The organism is Staphylococcus sp. HMSC055C03, assembly GCF_001809385.1.
GTDB classification, from domain to species: Bacteria; Bacillota; Bacilli; order Staphylococcales; family Staphylococcaceae; genus Staphylococcus; species Staphylococcus simulans.
In genome coordinates, this window is sequence record NZ_KV797486.1 from 1 (window position 1) to 20,636 (window position 20,636).

The following is a 20,636-nucleotide window of genomic DNA, read 5'->3' on the forward strand; positions in this document are numbered from 1 at the left end:
AAATTGACTCAGGATTTCATGAAAACATGGGGATTAATATCAAAAATGATGCGCAAATATATTCAACAACTAATGAACAATGTTTTGATATACAAGGAGAAATGGAGAGTTCCTTTGTAAATGATACTAAAACCAAACCATTCACTATAAATGATTACTACAAAATCAACAAAGGCGATAAACTTGCACAGTTAGTCATTATACCTATATGGACGCCAGAATTAGAAGAGGTCACTGAATTTGATACACAAAGCACCAGAGGTACAAACGGTTTCGGTAGCACAGGATATTAAACAGCTTGGCGGTTCGTCCGCCTTGCTATTAGGAAGTGAAGTAATGACTTTAGGTAGATATTTAATAAGTTTAAGAAAAAACAAGTCAGTCCGACAAGCAGCAAAAGAAATAGGGATTAGTCACACATACTTAGATAGTTTGGAAAAGGGTTACGATTTCAGAACAGGGAAAGTCAGAACACCTTCAGTTATGACAGTCTATTTGTTAGCTAAGTATTATCGTGTGCCAATGCAGTTGTTATTTGATTTAAGTATAAAAGATATTGAAAGAGAAAGTGGTAGTGGTGATAAGCGATGAAGTTTGGTCAAAACATCAAACAGATTAGAAAGCAACGCAACTTAACTCAAAAACAATTAGCTGATCAAATCGAAATATCGCAGTCTTATTTAAGTGATATTGAAAGCGGGAGAAAAAACCTAAGTATAAAAACAGTTAAGAAATTAGCGGATAGTTTAGGGTTATCAGTCACAGATTTATTCAATGATGATACTACATTTTAGGAGGTAAACATGTACACATATAAAACAAAACCAAAAACAGTGACCAAAGATGAAGTTTTATTTAAAAACGGTATAACCACAGTAGATGTAGATGAAGGTAGATTCTTACAATACAATGATTACTTTGAACATAAAACTTTTTATCAATGTCCTAGATGCAAAAGTCTAAATAATGATTTTGGAATGGATTATCTTGATAATTTGCCATCTACCATTATAAGAATTTGCGAAGATTGTGGTTATCAACATACTACTGATTTAATGGAGGTAAACAATGGTTAATATTCCTAAAATGAAGTTCTCTAAAAAACACACAGAGATAATAAAAAGATATAAAGCTAGTTCGGCTGGAGAAAAAGAAAAAATTGAAGATGAGTTTATCAAAGCCATCAATGATAAAGAAAGTAAATATTACAGTACTATATTGGCTAATATGAACGAATACGAATTAAGAGCTATGCTCAAGTTAATACCTAGTTTAATCGACACTGGAGATGATACTAATGATTAAAACAATACTTAAACTAATCTTAACGCTTACACTATACGAAGCAGCTAAATACATCACTGAACAGCTTATCATTTACCGTACACAGAACGATGATGTGGAAGCACCTGCAGACTTTAACATAAACGATCATATACATCTTAATAATTTAAAAGCAGAGGTGAGTGAGTAATGGATAAAGAAGTGTTAAAAAGATACGACGAGTTAGCAGAAGGGTTTAAACAGATTAGTTCTCACGGCTGGGAAACTTATGTGCATGGCGTATGGGTATCAAGTTTAATATATTCTATAGTTGGAATTATATTAATTTGTTTTGCTTTGACATTAATTACGATGAGTTGGAAGTTGTTTAGAAAAGAAGTTTATTACACTGTACCTGAAAGAGAAGCTTTCTCATACATTTTCGAAGAAAAAAAACGAATTATACCAGAACATCAAGAAAGAGATGGAGACAGAGAAGAAATATATAGATTTATAGCTGTTGGAATGTTGGTACTTTCATTGTTTTTTATAATAGTCGGAGTTCCATTTATATTATCAAATATCATAGGCATCTTCACTCCTGATTATGTAGCGATTAAAGAAATAATTGGGGATATTGGAGGTAAGTAATATGTTCTGGCATATACATCTTAATAATTTAAAAGCAGGGGTGAGTGATTAAATGGAAGATATATTATTTACTATTATATTGATAGTTGCAATCATTTGCTACACCGTTTATAAGATAGATTGCAACCATGTGAATAAGACTAAGAATAATTATTACACTGGCGGGTTAACAAACCCTGAAACAAAACTGCTGGACTCTAATCTTATAAAGTGGCTGGATCATCATAGAAGTCTAGCCAAGCCAAAGAAAGATAAAGGTACAAGAGTACCGCCAGCAAAGGAACGTGAGTAACTAATATGGGCGAAAAGGTAGACGAAGAGAACAAAAAATTAGACTTTGATAAAACAAAAGAAAATGAAAGAAAGCTTCTTATAAAGGGTTATCATTATTGTATTGAATATATTGACGAACAAATTAAGCAGGCAATTGATAATGGTATATACAGAGTAACTATAGACGTTTTCGCTTTGCAAATCACTGCACTTTCTAATGATACAGGAAAGGTTAATAACGACACAATTCAGGCGATTATACATCATTATAAAAAACAAGGTGTTAAAGCCTATATTCATTTTGAAGAAGGATATAGAACTGTAAATATTAGAAAATTTCCGGAGAAAGAACTCATTATAGATTGGAGTAATGTATAAATGTGGATAGCACTAACCATTCTCTTCGCTCTTCTCTCTTTTGTGCTTTATATGGCAAATAGAGAGTTGGATAAAGAGTTGAAGTTGAAGGATATTATTATAGATAATTTGATAATTAAAGGTTATCATGATAAGCATAAATGATAAGTAAATGTTATAATAGGTGTATATATTATTTGTTAGTGGAGGGGAACTGGTGAATTTAGGCAAAGAAGATATTCCAATGTTAGAGAAGTATTGGAAAGACATAGATAAATTAAGAGGTCAATTGTCCTATCGAAGATATGAACTACTGTATACACCGAGAGATGAAAATGTAGGAGGCGGTAAATCTAACTTGCCTAACAGTCCAGTCGAGAAAGAAGTCATCAAGCTGCATGAAGATAATTTGTATAGAAACTTGAGCGCTACTATCCAAGCAGTCGAAGATGTATATAGAAATGCTACACAGGAACAACGACTCATTGCACAGTATCGTTACTGGGAAAAAGACTTGATGATATATGAGTGGGAGGATATTGCCCATGAGTTGACTAAGCAAAGGAAGGACGATAAGATAATCAGTCGCAATGCAACATTAAGAATGCGCAACCAGATGATGAGAGAAACAGCCAAGCGTATTGGTTGGATTGTCACAGAGTAGCGAACTTTTGATAGTGTGGAAGTTCACGCGATAACCACATATTATGGTAGTGTAGGATAATTACCTAGACCAGTAATAAGAAGGGCGTTAGTCACATGCGCCATAACTTCAATACACTATATTATTAAGGCGCACTGTTTAAAGGTGGTGCGCTTTGGATGTACCATAGTTAAGCAGCACATGTAATAAGGCCGCTAATCCCTAACGCTATGCGTTGTGCCTTATACATAGTGCAGTGTCTAGGACATCATACAAGATCAAGTCATATTGAATAGAATTGAACTCATTCGTTTAGAAGATGAATCGAGTTAATAAATAAGATTGAAACGCAGAAATGATTTGAGTTAGCAAAAGAGAATAAAGAAATGATTATTGATTGTATGAACTTTATCATCAATTTGCAGATCATAATTGTTTCTTGGATTGAAAGACAAAATGTTTTAGATTAGTTTCTATTTCGTTTTGTCTTTTCTTTTTATTCTTAAATTGATTTGAGTTTCTTTATTAAGAATTGAAAGAACAAAAGTTAATTGAAAGAAGTTGAAATGAATTTGAGTTTCAAAGAACCAAAAATTCGTTTAGGAAACAGAACTTATAGTCAAAGCGAGTTGCAAGAGTATAGGAAAGCCAATACCAAAAGGTACAACAAAGAGGTTAGGTACAACACACAAAACAGTAAATACACAAAATTTTATCATAGTACACAGTGGCGCAAACTGCGTAAGCAAGTATTATTACGTGATAACTACTTATGTCAACAGTGCTTGGCTGATGGTGTTGTAAATGACAAAGATTTGATCGTTCACCATAAGGTTGAATTGAAACGGGATTGGTCGAAAAGGCTGGATATGGAAAATTTAGAGACGGTTTGTTTTAGCTGCCATAATAAAATTCATGAAAATATATAAATTTTTCGGCGGGGGCTTCGATGAACCCCGTCATATCAAGGATTTGAGTTGAACGACCCGAACTTTTTTGCGACCAAATTCCCAAAATAGAATATTACACTAAACCCAAAAAAACTAGGAGGTGCTGTTATGGCAGGGAGAAAACCAAAATTAAACGCTGCAAAGTTGGGAAATCGAACTAAAGAAGAGCTGGAAGAAGCTGAAATGAGAGAAAATGGTTTAAAGAAGTTTGAAAAAATAGATGCTGATTATGTGCCACCAGATTTAAGCGATAATGCTAAAAAAGAATGGCAACGTATTATTCCGTTACTACAAGAATTACCGATTGCAGAATTAGATTTTACATTAATCAAAAAATATTGTGAATTAGTGGATATAAACGATGATGCATACCGCTATATTCAAGAAAATGGCTATATAGATCCTGATACTAATAAAAAATCAGGCACGTTTATGGTCTATATGGAATCTATGAAAGAGCTTCGTTCTATTTGTGGGTCGTTAGGACTAACAATTGATTCAAGGTTACGCTTAGTTGTACCTTCTGAAAGCGAAGTTAAGAAATCTGTGTACGAGGAATTTGGAATGGGTGATGACGATTAGCACATTGACACCTAAAACTAACGAAGAATTATTGGACATACCTATTGAGTATAAAGATGATGCTTATAAGTATTGCGTTAAAGTGCTGACTGAAGAATATACCGCATCAAAATATACTCGATTTGCTTGTATACGCCATCTAAAAGACATTCACAGGTCAGTAAATGACGATGAATGGAATTATACTTATAAACCTAAACGTGCTAATAAGGTAATTAAATTTATCGAGGCGCTACCCGACACAAAAGGTAATATTAATAAACTTGGATTATTCCAGAAGTTCATTATTGCAAGTGTTCGTGGTTGGTTTACTAAAGATACAGATATGTTGAGATTTAGAAAAGCATTTATATCAATGGCCAGAAAAAATGGTAAATCCATTTTAGTTTCTGGTCTGGTATTATATGCCTTTTTGTTTGATAGAGAACCTAAAGAAGGTAGACAAATGTTTACTGCTGCAAATGATAAATCGCAGGCAAGTATTGTATTTAATATGGTAGCTAAACAACTAATGTATTTCGTTTCTAAAGTACCAGAACTTAAAAAAGATGTTAAAAAAGTGCGTGAATTGCTTACGCATACTAAAGATGGTTCATATATCCGGCCTTTATCTCGTGATACAGGTGCTGTTGATGGTTTTGAACCATTCTTAGCCGTTATTGATGAATACCACGCAGCAAAAACCAATGAAATGATAGAGCTTATTGAATCTGGTCAAGGTAATTTGTGGCAGTCAATGATATTTATTATTTCTACTGCTGGATTCAATCTTAATGCACCAATGTATACAGATGAGTGGCCATATTCCAAAGATATTTTAGATGATAAATACACTGACGATGAATATTTTGCAGTGATCTACGAACAAGATTCTGAGGATGAATGGCAAGACAGTACGATGTGGGCTAAATCTAATCCATTAATTAATGAAACGGATGAATTGAAGGAACAAATTGAAGAGTTCCTTGAAAAACGTGTAGCAGAAGCTACTAAAAAGGGTTCGATGTTCCGCGTGCTAGTTAAAAACTTTAATTATTGGATGCAAGCTAGTGAAGAATCTTACCTTGACTTTAACGATTGGAAAAAGAACGAATCTGACTTTGATATTAAAGACACTAAAGTTTATATCGGGCTAGATTTATCACGTGCTGATGATCTGACAGCTATATCGTTTATACACTTAGACGAAATAAAGAAACAATACTATATAACGTCACATTCTTTTGTAGGTACTAAGGGTGGCTTGCAAGGTAAGATTGAACGTGACCTTATAGATTATCGACAGTTAGCAAATGATGGATACTGTACGATTACAAACTTATCCAGTGGCATTATCAATACAGAACAAGTCTTAGACTACATCGAAAGTTATATAGATAAACATAATTTAGACGTTCAAGCTATATGTTATGACCCTTATTCGATACATGGTGTCTTAGCTGAAATGGAGCGTCGAGGATGGTATTACGACTTGTATGAAATTAGGCAAGGACCACAAACACTTTCTAATCCTAACTTAGATTTTAGATTGAATGTTATTAATGGAGATATTAAACATCACAAGAACCCGTTGCTTGATATAGCAGTCAAAAATGCAGTTGCTAAAAATGTGAATGATTCAATCATGATAGAAAAGAAAAAGAATCGAGAAAAAATAGATCCTCTCATGGCAACAATATTTGCTTATGTTATAGCAAGTGAGCATGAATGGGATGTAGAAACGATGATGCCACTGTTTTTATAGGAGGTGTAGCAATGAAGAAAATCTTATATGCACTTGTAGTAATACTATTATTCGTTATAGGGCTAGTAGGGCTATTCTACGGCTTATTTATCCTATGGAAGCCTCTTGCCTATATCATCGGCGGATTGCTCTTGATTGGGCTTTCAGGTGTCTTAAATCAAGCATATGATAATACCTCTATGGGGCGGAAAGGGGGTGACAGTTAATGCCGTTACTTGATTTAGGATTTACAAGTAAACAAGAAAAGGTGAACAGAGATTTAGAACGACTCTTGTATTGGCAAGAACATGGTACGCACGCTAGTTATATCGGTATAAACGCATTGCGTAATAGTGATGTGTTTACTGCTACACGTATTATTTCAGCAGACATTGCAAGTACCAAGTTAAAAGTTAAGGGTCATGAAACAAATAAGGTAATGAATGACGTGTTGAACCTTTTCAATAACAATCCGTATTCAGATTTACCAGGTTGGCATTTCAAATTCATAATCATTGCGAATATGTTACTTAACGGTCAATCTTTTGTAGAAATTGTGCGTGACAAAAATGATTTCCCTGTTGGATTCCACTTCTTACATAATGACTTAGTAGGAATTGAAGAAAAAGATGGGGATATTATTTACAACGTAAGCGAAGATGTGGAAGGTAATGCAGTTAAGATAACAAGTGAGGATATATTGCACTTTAGATATATTACATTAGATGGATATGTTGGCTATAGTCCTTTATATGCACTAGCGCATGAGATTGGTATATCTCAAGGGTCTAAGAGTTTCCTGCGTAATTTCTTCGATAATGGTGGTACTTCGACATCAGTATTGAAGTATAGAAAAGGGCAAATTAATGAAGAACAATTAAGAGAGTTGAAGCAAAACTTTGCTGATAGCCAACTTAAAAACAATGGTGGCTTAGTTGCTATCGACGAAACAATGGAATTCAGCAGATTGCAAATTCCTACGGAAGTATTGAACTTCTTAAATAGTTATAAGTTCAGTACATCGCAAGTTGCTAAAGCATTTGGTTTGCCAGTATCTAAATTAGGTATTGAAACAGTTAATACATCCATTACACAAGCTAATCTAGAATACTTGCAAAGTACCTTAGACCCGATATTCAAAATGATGATTGCAGAACTTGAGACAAAGATATTTAAATTTATTGATTCTGGTTATGAATTAGAGTTTGACTCATCACGTCTTATTGATATTGACCCAGAACTACAATTACAACGTATTACTGAACTGCACGCTAAGGGGATTATATCAACAGACGAAGCCAGAAGTGTATTTGGTTATCAACCTATTGAACATGGCGATCAACCATTGGTTGACCTGAACCGTGCGCCACTAAATACGTTAGAAAATTATCAAAAATCAAAAATCAATAAAGAAATTGAAAAAAACACCCTTAAAGGGGGTGATGAGTATGATGAATAGTAACGTTGATGCCTATAAAGATATGATTATCGAAGGATATGCAGTAATCTTTAATTCTGTTAGTAAAATGACACCGAATGGTTATAGAGAAAAGATAATGCCAACTGCATTTGACGGAGTTGACGTATCAGATGTTAAATGCTTAGTAGACCATGATTGGGGACAACTTATTGGTAGAACAAAATCAAGGACATTAGAAATAAATGTTGATGAAAAAGGGTTGAAATTTAAATGTTATTTACCTAATACATCAACAGGTCGTGATATATACGAAAACATCAAGTTAGGAAATATAGATGAATGTAGTTTCTTTTATACGTTGCCTCAAAAAAATGAAGGTAGTAGACATTGGGAAATACAAGATGGGGATTATGTACATGTAGTTCATCAAATTTCAGAACTTAGAGAAATAAGTATTGTAACTATGCCTGCGTATGATGATACATCGGTTATAGTGGCTCAACGTTCTGAAGATCTTACAAATGTAAAAGAGCTTGAACAAATGAAAATAGCACTAGACTTAGAAAGCCTTCGTTTTGAAACGTAAGGCTATTTTTTATGCCAATTTTTAATAAGGAGTGATATTACATGGCTAATTTAGAAGAGCGCAAAAAAGAACTCTCTAATTTGATTTCTAAAGCGCAAGAAGCAGTCGAAAAGGGCGACCTTGAAACTGCACGTAATTTAAAAGCTGATATTGATGCACAGAAAAAAGAGTATGAAGAACTCGAACAGCTTTCAAAAGAAATTGAAGCATCAGCACCTAAGCAAGAAGAAACACCACCTCAAAGTGAAGGTGCAGAAGTCGAAGATAACAAAGGTGATAACACTGGTGAAGAATTAGAGGAGAAACCGTCAGACGAAGAAAAGCCTGATGATAAACCAAAACCAGATGTTAAACCTGAAGCAGAAGAAAAACCAGAAGCACCCGCTATTGAAAAAGTAGAAGAACCTACTGAAGAAGAATTAGAAAAAGAAAAAGATAAAAACAAAAAAGAAGGAGCGAAACGTTCTATGGCGAAATTAAATCAAAATCCAGAAACAAATGAAGAAATTTTAGCATTTGAGCAGTACATGAAATCTAAAGGAGCTAAGCGTGACAATGTTAAATCTGATGACGTTGGCGTAACTATCCCAGAGGATATTAAATATATTCCTGAAAAAGAAGTTAAGACAGTCCAAGACTTGTCAGAGTTAGTACAAAAGACTTCAGTTTCAACTGCTTCTGGTAAGTATCCAATCTTAAAACGTGCTAACGCTAAATTTAACACTGTTGCTGAATTAGAGAAAAACCCAGAGTTGGCTCGTCCAGAATTCGAAACAGTGAATTGGGAAGTTGAAACATATCGTGGTGCAATTCCAATCTCGCAAGAAGCACTAGACGATTCAGTTGCTAACTTAACTGCTATTGTGTCTGAAAACATCAACGAACAAAAAATCAATACATTAAACGAAAAAATTGGTGCAGTGCTTAAAGCATTCAATCCTACTTCAATCACTGATGTAGATGATTTAAAAGAAATTATCAACGTTAAATTAGACCCTGGTTATGATCGCCAAATCATCTGTACTCAAAGTTTCTACCAAAAACTAGACACATTGAAAGATGGTAACGGTCGTTACTTATTACAAGACAGCATTATCAACACTGCTGGCAACACTGTATTAGGTATGAACGTAACAGTTGTACGTGATGACTTGTTGGGTGAAAACGGCGACGCATTAGCATTTATCGGAGATGTTAAGCGTGGTGTGTTATTCGCAGACCGTACAGACGTTTCAGTTCAATGGATTGAAAATGAAATCTACGGTAAATACTTGATGGGCGCTTTCCGTTTCGATGTAAAACAAGCTGATAAAAATGCTGGTTTCTTCGTAACATTTGAAGATGCAGCAGAACCTAGCGGAGATTTAGGAGCATAAGTAAAGTAGGTGATTTCAATGTTCGAAATAGATAACGTTGAATCAATTAAAAAAGCAATACGTGTTGACCACGATTTTGATGATGATTTAATCATGGAAGTATATTTGCCGGGTGCAATTAACGAGATTAAAACAGCGGTATCTTTGGAAAAAGAAGATGAACCATTTTATGAAAATAATGTGATGTTCAATCTTGCTGTGCTTAACATCGTAGCGCATCACTATGACAATCGTTCAATCACATCCAACGAACAATCATTCGATATTTCTGCTTCTTCGATGAAACTCGTTCAAACTTTAAGAAGTAACTTAGTTAAATGGCGTAAAGATAACATCGAGGTGATAGCCGATGAATCTTAATCAATTAGACTATCGAGTTACTTTTTATGAAGTTGTGAATGAGGGGCCAGAAGCTGGTATGAACGAATGGAAAGAATTATACAGCTGTTTCGCTGGATTGTATGAACCGACCCAAAAAGATGTTCAGTTAGGTAATTTAGAATTAACAAATAAATCAGTCACATTAAACATTAGAGATGCACAACCTCAATTCATACCGAGTTCAAGACATGTATTTGAAATTCAAAACGGTATGTATAAAGGGTTGTTTTTTAATGTCAAAAATGTGGCTCCTGCTAAAACGCCTAACTATATCAAAGTGGTAGGTGAAGAAGAATGACGATTGAAATCAAAGGTGATAAAGAAATTATGGATTACTTGCGTAGTCATTACAGTGAGAGTGCAGTTATTAAAATGAATAAGGCTGCAATAAATAGAGCAGGTACTGTAATGGTCAAAAAATACAATGAAGCATTAAGACCGTACAGAGATACAGGTTTAACAGTTGCGTCTACAAACCTGTATGGACCTAATAACGATACTGGTTATAACAAAGGAAAAATTAACTGGTATGGGCATAAAGGTGACCGTTATAAATTAATGCATATTAACGAATATGGTCACTTTCTTCGCAACGGAAAGTTTTTCACACCACCACAAGCCGGATTAATAGAAAACGTAAGACGACATAGCAGTGGTATATTCCGCGAAGAAATTAAAAAAGAAATAGCAAAGAGGGTGTAGCTAATTGGATGACATTACAATGAAGATATACGAAGCGATAACAAATAATGAAGAAATGATGAAACATGTTCCAAAAAACAATATTAAATTCTTCGATTATCCCAACGCACAAGAAATCAAAGATGTAGTGATTGTCATAGATCCATTAGACACACCTACACCTTCTGACTATGGCGACGACGACAATATAACTTACACGTATTTTTATCAAATAGATGTATTTGTAAAACAAAAGCAAGGCGTAAATGGACGAGTCCTATCAGATAGGCTCGTTTTTTTATTGCAAAGAATTATGTGGGAAGAATTGGGATTCGGTGAAACGTCCTCCATGAAACCCGAATATATCAAAGATTTCAACATATACCGACAAGCGAAAAGGTTTGAAGGTAAACAATATTACAAAATTTAGGAGTGTTACATTATGGCAGAAAAAAACTACCGATCATTTACAGGATTAACAGAGTTTTATTACATGGTACATGGTGAAGATGTACAAGCTGTGACAGACCCAGAGCGCATCAAATTTTTACAAGAAATTTCGGTTTCTAAGGACCAAGATATTGAAAAAGCATACGGTGATAACCAAGTTGCAGAAATGGCAGTAGCTAATGGAACAATCGAAGTAGAAGCTGGTTTCCACAAACTACCTCTTGAAGATAGAGTGAAATTATTCGGATTAGAAAAATCAGAAGATGGCATTGTTTCGGTAGGTAACGATACACCTCCATACGTAGCAGTGATGTTCGCAAAAACAATGGAAGATGGTTCTCGTGAATATGTTGGATTACCAAAAGGGTTATTCACATTCCCTGAATTAGAAGGAAGCACAAAAGAAGATGGCGTCGAGTTCAGTTCAGACTCTACTACTGCGGAATTTATGCAAGCACCAGTTAAAGGCTTTGAAGAAGAAAAAGCTATGTTATTAGGTCACGATGCTAAAGGTATATCTGTTATGAAGGATGCTATTTGGGAAGCTATCTTTGGAGAAGGAAAAGCACCAGAAAATGATACTGAAGGTGATCAAGGTTCAGAACCTGAAGCGAATTTAGGCGCATAACTTACAGGAGGTTTGATTATGGCTAAGAAAAAATATGAAGTTTTACACAAATTCATCGACTTAGAGGATAAGAACAAGGTATATAACGCTGGTGATACTTATCCTAAACCAGCAAACAAAAAAGTGTCTCACGATCGCTTATTAGAGCTTTCTACAAGCGACAATAAGCGAGGTAAGGTATTAATCAAGGAATTAAAAGAATGACGAGGGCTACGAGGGCTATATGCCCTCTTTTTATTTGCAAATAAAAATCAACTTATAAAGGAGAAATTATAAATGGCTAAACGTAATTTTATTAAATTAGTACAAGTAGACAAAAAAGGTAATGCAGTAAAAGATACAGAAGGTAATGCAAAATACGACACATTCATTACACCGACTCAAATTCCTTTCCGTAAAATCTATGATGCAGCAGATTTAATGGACGGATCATCGGACGAGAACACTTCTGCACAAGAAAACATCGACCAAATGTTAGATATGGTCGTCGACATTTATAATCATCAGTTTACTAAAGACGACTTGTTAGACAGATTGCATGCACCAGATGCAGTGGAAGAATTACAACAACAAATCGAATTTATTGCACAAGGACAAATGGACGAAGAAAGAAAAAAGCAACTAGCGAAAATGATTTAAAATCTATTTCTTATAAAGAACACAAAGAAAACATGAAGAAACTTATTATGAAGTTGATGAAAGAAGGCGGCAAAGACATAAACGACATCTTAGATATGCCTTTCGCTTTCTTTATGGAATTGGTGGAGGAAAGCGGTAAGAAAAAGGTTAAGAAAACAGAAAGTATGATTGATGCATTCATGTAATAACTTTATAAGCAAGGAGGTGAAGTGATGGCAGAAATTAAAGGCTTGCAAGTTGATGTCAGTATGGATACCACTAAATTCGAACAAGGTTATGCTAACATTAAGAGGTCTATGGCTACATTCAACACCGTTTTAAAAACGACAAGAAATCAACTTAAGTACAATGAAAAGACTCAAGAAGGCTTCAAAAATCATATGAATAACCTAAAAGGCGCTATTGAAAATAGTGAGAAAAATATAGAACAATTAGGTAAAGCTTATGATAGTTTGAGCGAAAAACAAAAACAAGGTGTTAAGGGCAACCAATTCATTTCACAACTCGCTAAAGAACAAGATAATCTTAGACGACTTAGAAATGAATTACATGAAACTGAAATGGCTTATGCTAGTACGTTTACGACTATGGGTAAAATTAGTCAGTCTTTCAAATCAATTGGAAATGGCTTGCAAGGTGTAGGACAAAAAGCGCAAGACATGGGGCGATCGCTTACCAATAGCATTACTAAACCAGCATTAGTTGCTGGTGGGGCTATGGCTGGTATCACTGCTAAATTAGGTCTTGATCGTCTCGTCGGCTTAGATACTGCTAAAGCTAAATTAGAGGGGCTTGGTTATTCTACAAAAGAAGTAGGCAATATTACTGATCAAGTAGCTAAAGCTATTGAGGGTGGAATGACTACAATGGCCGAAGGTACTGATGTAGCAGCAGGTGCTTTGGCAGCAGGCGTAAACGAAGGTAAAGACTTACAGCATTATATCAAGTTAGTTGGTGACGCTGCAGTTGGTGCTAACCGTCCAGTAAGTGATATGGCGATGATATTCAACCGTGTACAAGGTCAAGGAAAACTTATGACGCAAGAACTGAACATGATTGAAGAGGGTATGCCTGGATTTAGTAATGCGATGGCCGAACACTTAGGGGTTTCCTACGATACTTTTAGAGAAATGGTGACCAATGGAGAGGTGACGGCTAAAGACTTTTTAACTACTATGGATGACTTTGCTGGAGGTATGGCAGGAGCCTACTCTAAATCTTGGCAAGGTATGGTGCAAAACAGTAAGGCATACATCGGTCAAATTGGCGAGGCTTTCTTGAGTAGTACATTCCAAAAAGCAAAAGGTGGACTGCATGAGTTCGAAAAAATGCTGAAATCGCCCGGAGCAAAGCAATGGGCCGCTGAAACTGGGGAGAAACTAGCTAACGTATTAACTTCTATCGGTAATGGTATTAAGGGATTAATTAATTGGTGGCAAAGCCTTGATGATTCTACACGTAAAGTGTTTGGTGGTATTGCTAAATGGTTAGCAATAACTTTAGTAGCAGTTGGTCCTTTATTAACTATATTTGGTAAGTTAGCAACTGTTACAGGCGGTATGTTTACCACATTCGGTCAACTTGCCGGCGGAATTGGTAAGGTCGCCTTTGCGTCTCAACAAGCAGGTAGCTTATTAGGGGGGCTCACACAAGTATTTCCTAGACTAGGTGTTGCCGTCGGTTTCATGACTGGTCCAGTCGGATTAATTGTTGCTGGAGTCGTTGCATTAGGTACAGCGTTTGTTATTGCTTATAAAAAATCTGAAACATTCAGGAATATTGTTAATGGAGTATTAGAAGCAATAAAAAATGGCTTTATTGTGTTATGGAATGTTCTGAAACCGGTATTAGCTGCAATATGGGATATTGTTAAAACTGTATTTCAACAAATCAATGATGCAGGGAACGAAATTATCAAAATGTTGTCTGAACAATTTGGGCCTGCGTTTAAAGATGTTGGAAATATTGTAAAAGCATTACAGCCTGTTTTCGAAACGGTAATGTATGCTATTAAGGCAGTCGTTGATTTCGTAATGCCTGGAATTAAAGCGGTTTTCAAAAACACATTCAATGGCATAAAAAATATTGTAACAGGTGCTTTAGATATTATTTTAGGCATAGTTAAAATCTTTGTATCCTTATTTACAGGTAACTTCAAGTTAATGTGGTCTGGCGTCAAGCAAATATTCAGTGGCTTTATCAAAGTGATCGTTGGTTTATTCCAAGTGTCATTTGTTGGCCAGATTATCGCATTTGCTAGAGGCATGTGGACTAAAGTCAAACAGATTTTCATGAATTTTTCTAATGGTACAAAGGCTATCTTCTATGCTTTGGGCGCATGGATAGGGAAAAAATGGCAAGAAATCAAAAACTCAGTAGTAAACAAAGTGAAGGCATTGTGGGCTGGTGTTAAAAGTGTTTGGAACACTTTAAGAACTGGAACAATCAAAATTATGGTTGCCGTTGCTGTTTGGCTAATCAAAAAGTGGAATTCTATAAAAAACAATGTAGTTAACAAAGTTAAAGGCCTATGGAATGGCGTTAAAAACATTTGGAATTCTTTATTAAACGGTACACGTAAAATAATGAATTCTGTTGGCGAATTCATGAGTAAAAAGTGGAAGGACATCAAAAATGGTACAGTCAACCTAGTTACTGGGATGAAAGATAAAGTCACTGGTGTTATGAATAAAATGGGTGACGTTATCAAGTCAGTGACTGGTAAAATCAAAGGCTTTTTCGGAGACATGACAAAAGGCGTTGAAAAAGGATTAAATGCACTTATCAAAGGTGTGAACTGGGTTGGAGACAAACTAGGTATGAAGAAATTACCAGAAGTTAAACTCCACACTGGTACTGAATCAACCCACACACAAAGATTCGTCACTAACGGTAAAATTAATCGTGATACATTCGCCACTGTAGGTGATAAAGGACGCGGCAATGGTCCTGGTGGTTTCAGACACGAAATGATTCGTTATCCTAACGGTAAAATGGCTCTCACACCTAATAGAGATACAACAGCGTTTTTGCCTAAAGGTTCATCTGTTATGAACGGTGCGCAAACACATTCTATGTTGAATAACTTGCCTAAATTCAGCACTGGTACTAATAAGAAGAAAAAGGAATGGAATTTTGCGCAAGAGGCTTTAGAAGGTGCAAACGCAATTAAGAAAGACGTTACTGATAAAATTGTTAGTGGCGGAAAAACAGTTGTAAACAAATCTCTTAACATGGCTTCTAAAGGAAAAAAATGGTTGGAAGATACTGTTGGAGATGTAATGGATTGGATTGAAAAGCCAGGTAAATTGTTAGATAAGGTTTTAGAAAGTGTAGGACTTGATCTAAGTGGATTTGGTATACCTGAATCAGCTTCTTTACCTTACGACATGATGAAAGATATGTTCAAAAAACTCAAAAAAGCTGCTATTGACACTATCAAAGGTTGGATGGAAGAACAAGAAGGTGGAGACGGCGATGCTGCTTGGTTGCTTAAACATCCAGTGTTGCAAAGATTCGGACATTATACAGGTGGATTGATGTTTAATGGTGGCCGTCACTATGGTATTGATTTCGGAATGCCTACCGGAACAAAAATTCGTGCTTTAACAGATGGAACAATCACACAATCTGGATGGGCAACTGGCGGCGGAGGTAATCAAATCACACTCAAAGAGCCTGGCGGAAAATATTTCCAATGGTACATGCATATGAGTAAACTGCTAGCTAAAAAAGGAGATAAGGTTAAAACTGGTGATGTTATCGGTCTTTCCGGCAGTACAGGTAATTCAACAACTCCTCATTTACACATCCAACGAATGAAAGGCAGAGTGGGTAATGACACTGCATTAAGTAATGTAATGGATTGGTTAAAAGGTCTTGGCAGTGGAAGTCAAAACAAATCAGCAAGCAAGTGGAAAGGCGATATTAAACGTGCAGCTAAGAAGATGAAAGTAAATCTTTCTGGCGGAGATGTTAACGATATAGTTAGATTGATTCAAACAGAATCTGGTGGTAATGCTAGTGTAACGCAACAAATACAAGACGTAAATAGTGGAGGAAACGAAGCTCAAGGATTATTGCAATTCACACCTGGTACGTTTAACGGTTATAAATTAAAGGGTCATGGCAATATTAAAAATGGTTATCATCAATTACTTGCATTCTTCAATAATAGCAACTGGAGAGGTAACTTATCAGCTTGGAAACGAAGAATGGCTTCTGGATTAACTGGTTGGGGTCCGACAGGTTCAAGACGTTTTGCAAGCGGCGGACTAATCAATACAGAAGGTTGGTACAACTTAGCTGAAGGTGGTTACCCGGAAATTGTAGTCCCTATGGACCCGGCTAAAGCTAGTGATGCAATGAAACTAATTGCCATTGCGTCTGAGCGCGTTTCTCAGCGTGCTAAAAACAACAAAAGACCAAATCAAATGCGTATGCCTTCAACTAGCAATACTAACGACAACGAAATGATTAATTTTATGGCTAGGCAGTTAGAAGCTACGCAAAGACAAGTCGAATTACTAACACAACTTGTAGCTAGTAACCGTCGATTAGAAGAGAAACCTACAGGATTTAATGAACCAGATATAAGCAAAGCGCAAGGTAAAAGAGCGCAAATGATGGCGTACAACATGGGAGGTGCGTTCTAATCTTGAAAAAAGAAGCTAGAATCTTTAATAACAACATAGATTACACAATCACAGACATTCCTAATTTGAAGTTTTTAGACTTTGAAGAAGAAGGAGTGGAAGTGCAGGCCAACACATTAGAAATTAATGGTACTGATGGCGTGCTTTTAGGTCCGACAACGTTCGGGCCTTTTAATTTAGTTTTAAACTTTTCATTCAAAGGCGAAGATAAAGAAGATTTAAGACTATTAAAACAGAAGTTAAGAACACTCTTTTACAGACGTGAACCGTATTATATTTGGCATTCAGATATGCCAGGTAAGAAATACGCAGTGTACTGTGAAAGCACAGAAAATGAAGATTTAACCAACTCATTCGCTACATTCAAAGTAACATTTGTTGTGTATAAAGGTTTTTCGGAATCATTAGATGATACAAGCCAATTCAGTCTAAATAATGGGCGGTGGCAATTTGAATCTGGAGTGTTAGCAACTAAAGATGTTCATTACAGACACGACCACACAGCATTTAGAATTTACAACGGATCTAGTGACACGATTAATCCGATTATGCACCACTTTTTAAAGATAGTGATACATGCAGACGCACCTAACGGACTAAAAATCAGAAATGAAACCACTGATGACGAGTTTGAGTATAAAGAACCACTCAATTATGCCAATAACTTAACAATCAATGGCGTTCATCCTTTTTTAGACCATAAGGAACGTGTCGGTAAGTACACAAACTTTGAATGGCTCACACTAGCACCTGGCTACAATCAAATTGTAATTACAGGTCAACATTTAAAGCGGGTTCAAACTGAATGGATATTCAACTTTATTTATAGGTAGGTGGACATATTTGAAAGACTTAGTTTTAAAAAATAAAAAAGGCACTTTTGCAGAAATCTTAGTTGATTACGACTATGGTTCTTTTAAATATGAGTATGAACGCAATAATGAACGTTCTATTTCACTGACAGCCTATAAAACAACAAGAAATGAAGATATATTCGACAATCTGTTAAATGAAGCCATATTAGAATGGCAGGGTCAAGACTATATTATAAAATCGACCTCACTCAAATACACAGGCTCTAACATCATTAATGATATTGTAGCTAAACATATATTTATGGAGTTTCAAGACCATTATGTACCTAAAAAATTGAGTGAATCAGATATAGATAGCAGTGATGAAGCCGATAAAACATTAGAAAATGAAGATAAGTCAACAACTGGCGGGGGAATGCTTGTCAGTGGTAACAGTGTATCAGATAGAATGTGGAATTACTTTATCAAGAAAGGCCTAACACCTTATCAAGTAGCTGGTATGTTAGGTAATGCAGAAGCTGAATCGGGTATGAACCCTGCAGCTGAACAAGTTGTAGGTAATCGTAACTTAGGTGGTAAAGGTTTATTCCAATGGGACGACCGCAAATTTAATTTATATCGTTATGCAGAACAACATAGGAAATCATGGACGGACGCACAACTTCAATTTGATTTTGCTTGGCAAGAATTACAAACAACTGAAAGTTATGCCTATAAAATGTTGAAGTCATCAAAGAATGTCACAGAAGCAGCACTCAACTTCCATAGATACTTTGAACGCAGTGCAGACACGCCGCAAATGGAACAAAGGCGTGTCACATACGCTAAAGAATATCTGAATAAGTATAGTGCAGGCGGTGGCGGTTCAGTGCAATTTGACGGTAGTTGGATTGACTTGTCAAAAGGTATTAACTTCCCGTTTGATCCTGACGGTACTAATCCATATTACCCGTTTGGTGGCAGACACTTCGGTATTGATGTCAATTATATTTATGAACCATTGTATTCAACAGTTACAGGGGAAGCACGTGCCATACCAGATGACGGTAGTGGTTACGGTAACCATGTTTGGATTAATGCAGGTGGAGGATTAGAAGTTATATACGGCCACTTGAACACTTTAGCGTGGGTAGGAACAAAACACGTTGAACCAGGCGACTATATCGGGGAATCTGGTAACAGTGGACGTTCCACTGGACCACATCTGCATTACGAAATGCGTCAGAATGGCGTTGCTTTTGACCCACTACCGTGGTTAGAGAGTAATGCACAGCGCATTACCAAAGATGACGCAGAAACAGGCCCAAGCGACAACGTAAGTGAAGATATCGAGGAAGAAGATGAAGAAGTCTCAACTTATTCATTGTATGAGTACCTTAAATACGGTTTCCAAGACAATAAACTGGGCTATGACTTCCGAATTATCGGCGATTTCGATATACGTATACCAATTAAGGAATTAGGCGGTAAAAACGGTTTAGAATACTTGATTGACGGTGCAGATATGTACAACTACATTTACTTTGCAGATAACAAAGTTATCCACGTCTTTGATGAAGCAAGTTACTACAAACAAGCTGATGATCCAATCATCTATAAATACAATAATGATGAAATCAACGTTACGACTAAGACAACCGACTTGAAAACGTATATACAGGGTTATGGTAAGAAGAAAACCAAAGCAGAAACGAAAAACTATAATCCAATCAAACCTCCAGACCTCGATTATAGTGGCAAATTTACCAAAGAAGGTACTTGGTATACAGATGAAGTCGGAGCAGCATTCAGTAAAGAGTTTGAATGTAAATGGGGGAAAGAAACACTGGAATGGACATTGAAAAAGATGTCTAAAGGCGGTGTGATGACTATTTATGTCGATGATAAGAAAGTCGGCGATTATGAGTGTTACAGCAAAAACGCAGAAACAGAGAAAATTATCATTGCTTCCGACTTAGAAAAAGGCAAACACACGTTCAAAGCAGTCTTTAAAGGCGGTATCAAAGGTATCGACTATAAAAAGACTGAACCGAGAATGTATGTCGGCACTGAAAAATCAACAGTCCTCAATCTGACAGCTAAATTAGAAGGCGCAGACATTTACCATACTTTTGCAGAATACAAGTCGCCTAACGCTGATGAATTCGGATTAAAAGAAGCACCTACACTCTTTGACGATAAAATTACCGAAGAAGATGATTTGAAACGCAAATTAAAAGACATGCTCAATGATGAACCTGTGGTAGAAGTATCTACTAACTATTTAGGTTTTACCAACTATGATGAAAACAGCAAAGTCCGCTTTGTGCATAAACCTTTAAACTTCAACACTGATTTAAAAGTGATTAAGATGACGAAACCTCATCCGTACGTCAATGACGTGGTAGAAATCGAATTTACTAATTCATCAACCGACTTCCTCAAAATGCAGCAACAAATCAGTCGTAATATCAAACGTATGAACCGCTTAACCAACCTTACACCAAAAGACCCAACGCCAGTAATTACTCGAGTTGCTTCTGATTCAATCGGAAGTGTCTTAATAGATGAGGAGTGATAATGA

At 36.0% G+C, this 20,636-nt stretch carries 27 protein-coding genes and 1 pseudogene; all 28 read left to right on the top strand.

The genetic code is table 11. The features are described 5' to 3' along the window. Window positions 1-293: pseudogene (locus HMPREF2603_RS04320) on the top strand (dUTP pyrophosphatase); the annotation flags it as partial. After that, on the top strand, window positions 241-591 hold the full coding sequence (locus HMPREF2603_RS04325; RefSeq protein WP_142351363.1) for a helix-turn-helix transcriptional regulator: 351 nt from the start codon (window positions 241-243) through the stop codon (window positions 589-591). The pseudogene HMPREF2603_RS04320 and the gene HMPREF2603_RS04325, both read left to right, overlap by 53 nt. After that, window positions 588-794 (top strand): helix-turn-helix domain-containing protein, encoded by a 207-nt coding sequence (locus HMPREF2603_RS04330; protein WP_060804371.1) that lies wholly within the window; start codon window positions 588-590, stop codon window positions 792-794. The genes HMPREF2603_RS04325 and HMPREF2603_RS04330 overlap by 4 nt, the downstream gene beginning before the upstream one ends. 9 nt (window positions 795-803) lie before the next feature. Then, window positions 804-1,076 (top strand): hypothetical protein, encoded by a 273-nt coding sequence (locus HMPREF2603_RS04335; protein ID WP_060804370.1) that lies wholly within the window; start codon window positions 804-806, stop codon window positions 1,074-1,076. Beyond that, window positions 1,069-1,305, top strand: coding sequence for a DUF7366 family protein (locus tag HMPREF2603_RS04340; RefSeq protein WP_060804369.1), 237 nt, complete (start codon window positions 1,069-1,071; stop codon window positions 1,303-1,305). The genes HMPREF2603_RS04335 and HMPREF2603_RS04340 overlap by 8 nt, the downstream gene beginning before the upstream one ends. Further along, entirely contained in the window at window positions 1,298-1,474 is a 177-nt protein-coding gene (rinB, locus tag HMPREF2603_RS04345; protein WP_060804368.1) for a transcriptional activator RinB, read from the top strand. Before HMPREF2603_RS04340 ends, rinB begins: the two co-directional genes overlap by 8 nt. Continuing rightward, entirely contained in the window at window positions 1,474-1,914 is a 441-nt protein-coding gene (locus HMPREF2603_RS04350) for a hypothetical protein (RefSeq protein WP_060804367.1), read from the top strand. The genes rinB and HMPREF2603_RS04350 overlap by 1 nt, the downstream gene beginning before the upstream one ends. A 52-nt stretch (window positions 1,915-1,966) precedes the next feature. After that, entirely contained in the window at window positions 1,967-2,206 is a 240-nt protein-coding gene (locus tag HMPREF2603_RS04355; protein WP_060804366.1) for a hypothetical protein, read from the top strand. Between the two features lie 5 nt (window positions 2,207-2,211). Continuing rightward, window positions 2,212-2,565, top strand: coding sequence for a hypothetical protein (locus HMPREF2603_RS04360; RefSeq protein WP_060804365.1), 354 nt, complete (start codon window positions 2,212-2,214; stop codon window positions 2,563-2,565). A 196-nt stretch (window positions 2,566-2,761) separates the two neighbouring features. Then, window positions 2,762-3,208 (top strand): transcriptional regulator, encoded by a 447-nt coding sequence (locus HMPREF2603_RS04365; RefSeq protein WP_060804364.1) that lies wholly within the window; start codon window positions 2,762-2,764, stop codon window positions 3,206-3,208. Between the two features lie 545 nt (window positions 3,209-3,753). Further along, complete coding sequence (locus HMPREF2603_RS04370; protein WP_060804363.1) at window positions 3,754-4,116, top strand: HNH endonuclease; 363 nt, start codon at window positions 3,754-3,756, stop codon at window positions 4,114-4,116. Between the two features lie 129 nt (window positions 4,117-4,245). After that, window positions 4,246-4,719, top strand: coding sequence for a phage terminase small subunit P27 family (locus tag HMPREF2603_RS04375; protein ID WP_060804362.1), 474 nt, complete (start codon window positions 4,246-4,248; stop codon window positions 4,717-4,719). Further along, window positions 4,709-6,463, top strand: a complete 1,755-nt coding sequence (locus HMPREF2603_RS04380) for a terminase large subunit (RefSeq protein WP_060804361.1) — start codon at window positions 4,709-4,711, stop codon at window positions 6,461-6,463. The genes HMPREF2603_RS04375 and HMPREF2603_RS04380 overlap by 11 nt, the downstream gene beginning before the upstream one ends. Before the next feature lie 11 nt (window positions 6,464-6,474). Continuing rightward, on the top strand, window positions 6,475-6,669 hold the full coding sequence (locus tag HMPREF2603_RS04385; RefSeq protein WP_060804360.1) for a hypothetical protein: 195 nt from the start codon (window positions 6,475-6,477) through the stop codon (window positions 6,667-6,669). After that, window positions 6,669-7,901 carry a phage portal protein gene (locus HMPREF2603_RS04390; protein ID WP_060804359.1) on the top strand — a complete coding sequence of 411 codons (1,233 nt, stop codon included), beginning with the start codon at window positions 6,669-6,671 and terminating at the stop codon, window positions 7,899-7,901. Before HMPREF2603_RS04385 ends, HMPREF2603_RS04390 begins: the two co-directional genes overlap by 1 nt. Beyond that, a complete protein-coding gene (locus HMPREF2603_RS04395) occupies window positions 7,891-8,448 on the top strand; it encodes an HK97 family phage prohead protease (protein ID WP_060804358.1) in 558 nt (185 codons plus the stop codon). The genes HMPREF2603_RS04390 and HMPREF2603_RS04395 overlap by 11 nt, the downstream gene beginning before the upstream one ends. Before the next feature lie 41 nt (window positions 8,449-8,489). Next, complete coding sequence (locus HMPREF2603_RS04400) at window positions 8,490-9,824, top strand: phage major capsid protein (protein ID WP_060804357.1); 1,335 nt, start codon at window positions 8,490-8,492, stop codon at window positions 9,822-9,824. A gap of 18 nt (window positions 9,825-9,842) precedes the next feature. Beyond that, entirely contained in the window at window positions 9,843-10,184 is a 342-nt protein-coding gene (locus HMPREF2603_RS04405; protein WP_060804356.1) for a head-tail connector protein, read from the top strand. Further along, window positions 10,174-10,503, top strand: coding sequence for a hypothetical protein (locus tag HMPREF2603_RS04410; protein WP_060804355.1), 330 nt, complete (start codon window positions 10,174-10,176; stop codon window positions 10,501-10,503). Before HMPREF2603_RS04405 ends, HMPREF2603_RS04410 begins: the two co-directional genes overlap by 11 nt. Then, window positions 10,500-10,907 (top strand): hypothetical protein, encoded by a 408-nt coding sequence (locus HMPREF2603_RS04415; RefSeq protein WP_070501947.1) that lies wholly within the window; start codon window positions 10,500-10,502, stop codon window positions 10,905-10,907. Before HMPREF2603_RS04410 ends, HMPREF2603_RS04415 begins: the two co-directional genes overlap by 4 nt. A gap of 4 nt (window positions 10,908-10,911) precedes the next feature. Continuing rightward, window positions 10,912-11,316 (top strand): hypothetical protein, encoded by a 405-nt coding sequence (locus tag HMPREF2603_RS04420; protein WP_060804353.1) that lies wholly within the window; start codon window positions 10,912-10,914, stop codon window positions 11,314-11,316. A 12-nt stretch (window positions 11,317-11,328) separates the two neighbouring features. Next, a complete protein-coding gene (locus HMPREF2603_RS04425) occupies window positions 11,329-11,964 on the top strand; it encodes a major tail protein (protein ID WP_060804352.1) in 636 nt (211 codons plus the stop codon). Between the two features lie 18 nt (window positions 11,965-11,982). Then, entirely contained in the window at window positions 11,983-12,168 is a 186-nt protein-coding gene (locus tag HMPREF2603_RS04430) for a hypothetical protein (RefSeq protein WP_060804351.1), read from the top strand. Between the two features lie 72 nt (window positions 12,169-12,240). Next, window positions 12,241-12,603: a phage tail assembly chaperone G gene (gene gpG / locus HMPREF2603_RS04435; RefSeq protein WP_060804350.1), complete on the top strand. Its 363-nt coding sequence runs from the start codon at window positions 12,241-12,243 to the stop codon at window positions 12,601-12,603. Window positions 12,604-12,635: 32 nt separating this feature from the next. Beyond that, entirely contained in the window at window positions 12,636-12,788 is a 153-nt protein-coding gene (gene gpGT, locus HMPREF2603_RS13340) for a phage tail assembly chaperone GT (protein ID WP_186822222.1), read from the top strand. Between the two features lie 27 nt (window positions 12,789-12,815). Continuing rightward, the gene (locus HMPREF2603_RS04440) at window positions 12,816-17,258 is read left to right on the top strand and encodes a peptidoglycan DD-metalloendopeptidase family protein (RefSeq protein WP_070501949.1); all 4,443 of its coding nucleotides are present in this window, start codon (window positions 12,816-12,818) and stop codon (window positions 17,256-17,258) included. A gap of 2 nt (window positions 17,259-17,260) precedes the next feature. Beyond that, window positions 17,261-18,091 carry a distal tail protein Dit gene (locus HMPREF2603_RS04445; RefSeq protein WP_060804348.1) on the top strand — a complete coding sequence of 277 codons (831 nt, stop codon included), beginning with the start codon at window positions 17,261-17,263 and terminating at the stop codon, window positions 18,089-18,091. A gap of 10 nt (window positions 18,092-18,101) precedes the next feature. Continuing rightward, a complete protein-coding gene (locus HMPREF2603_RS13345; protein ID WP_060804347.1) occupies window positions 18,102-20,630 on the top strand; it encodes a phage tail tip lysozyme in 2,529 nt (842 codons plus the stop codon). The last annotated feature ends 6 nt before the right edge of the window (window positions 20,631-20,636 follow it).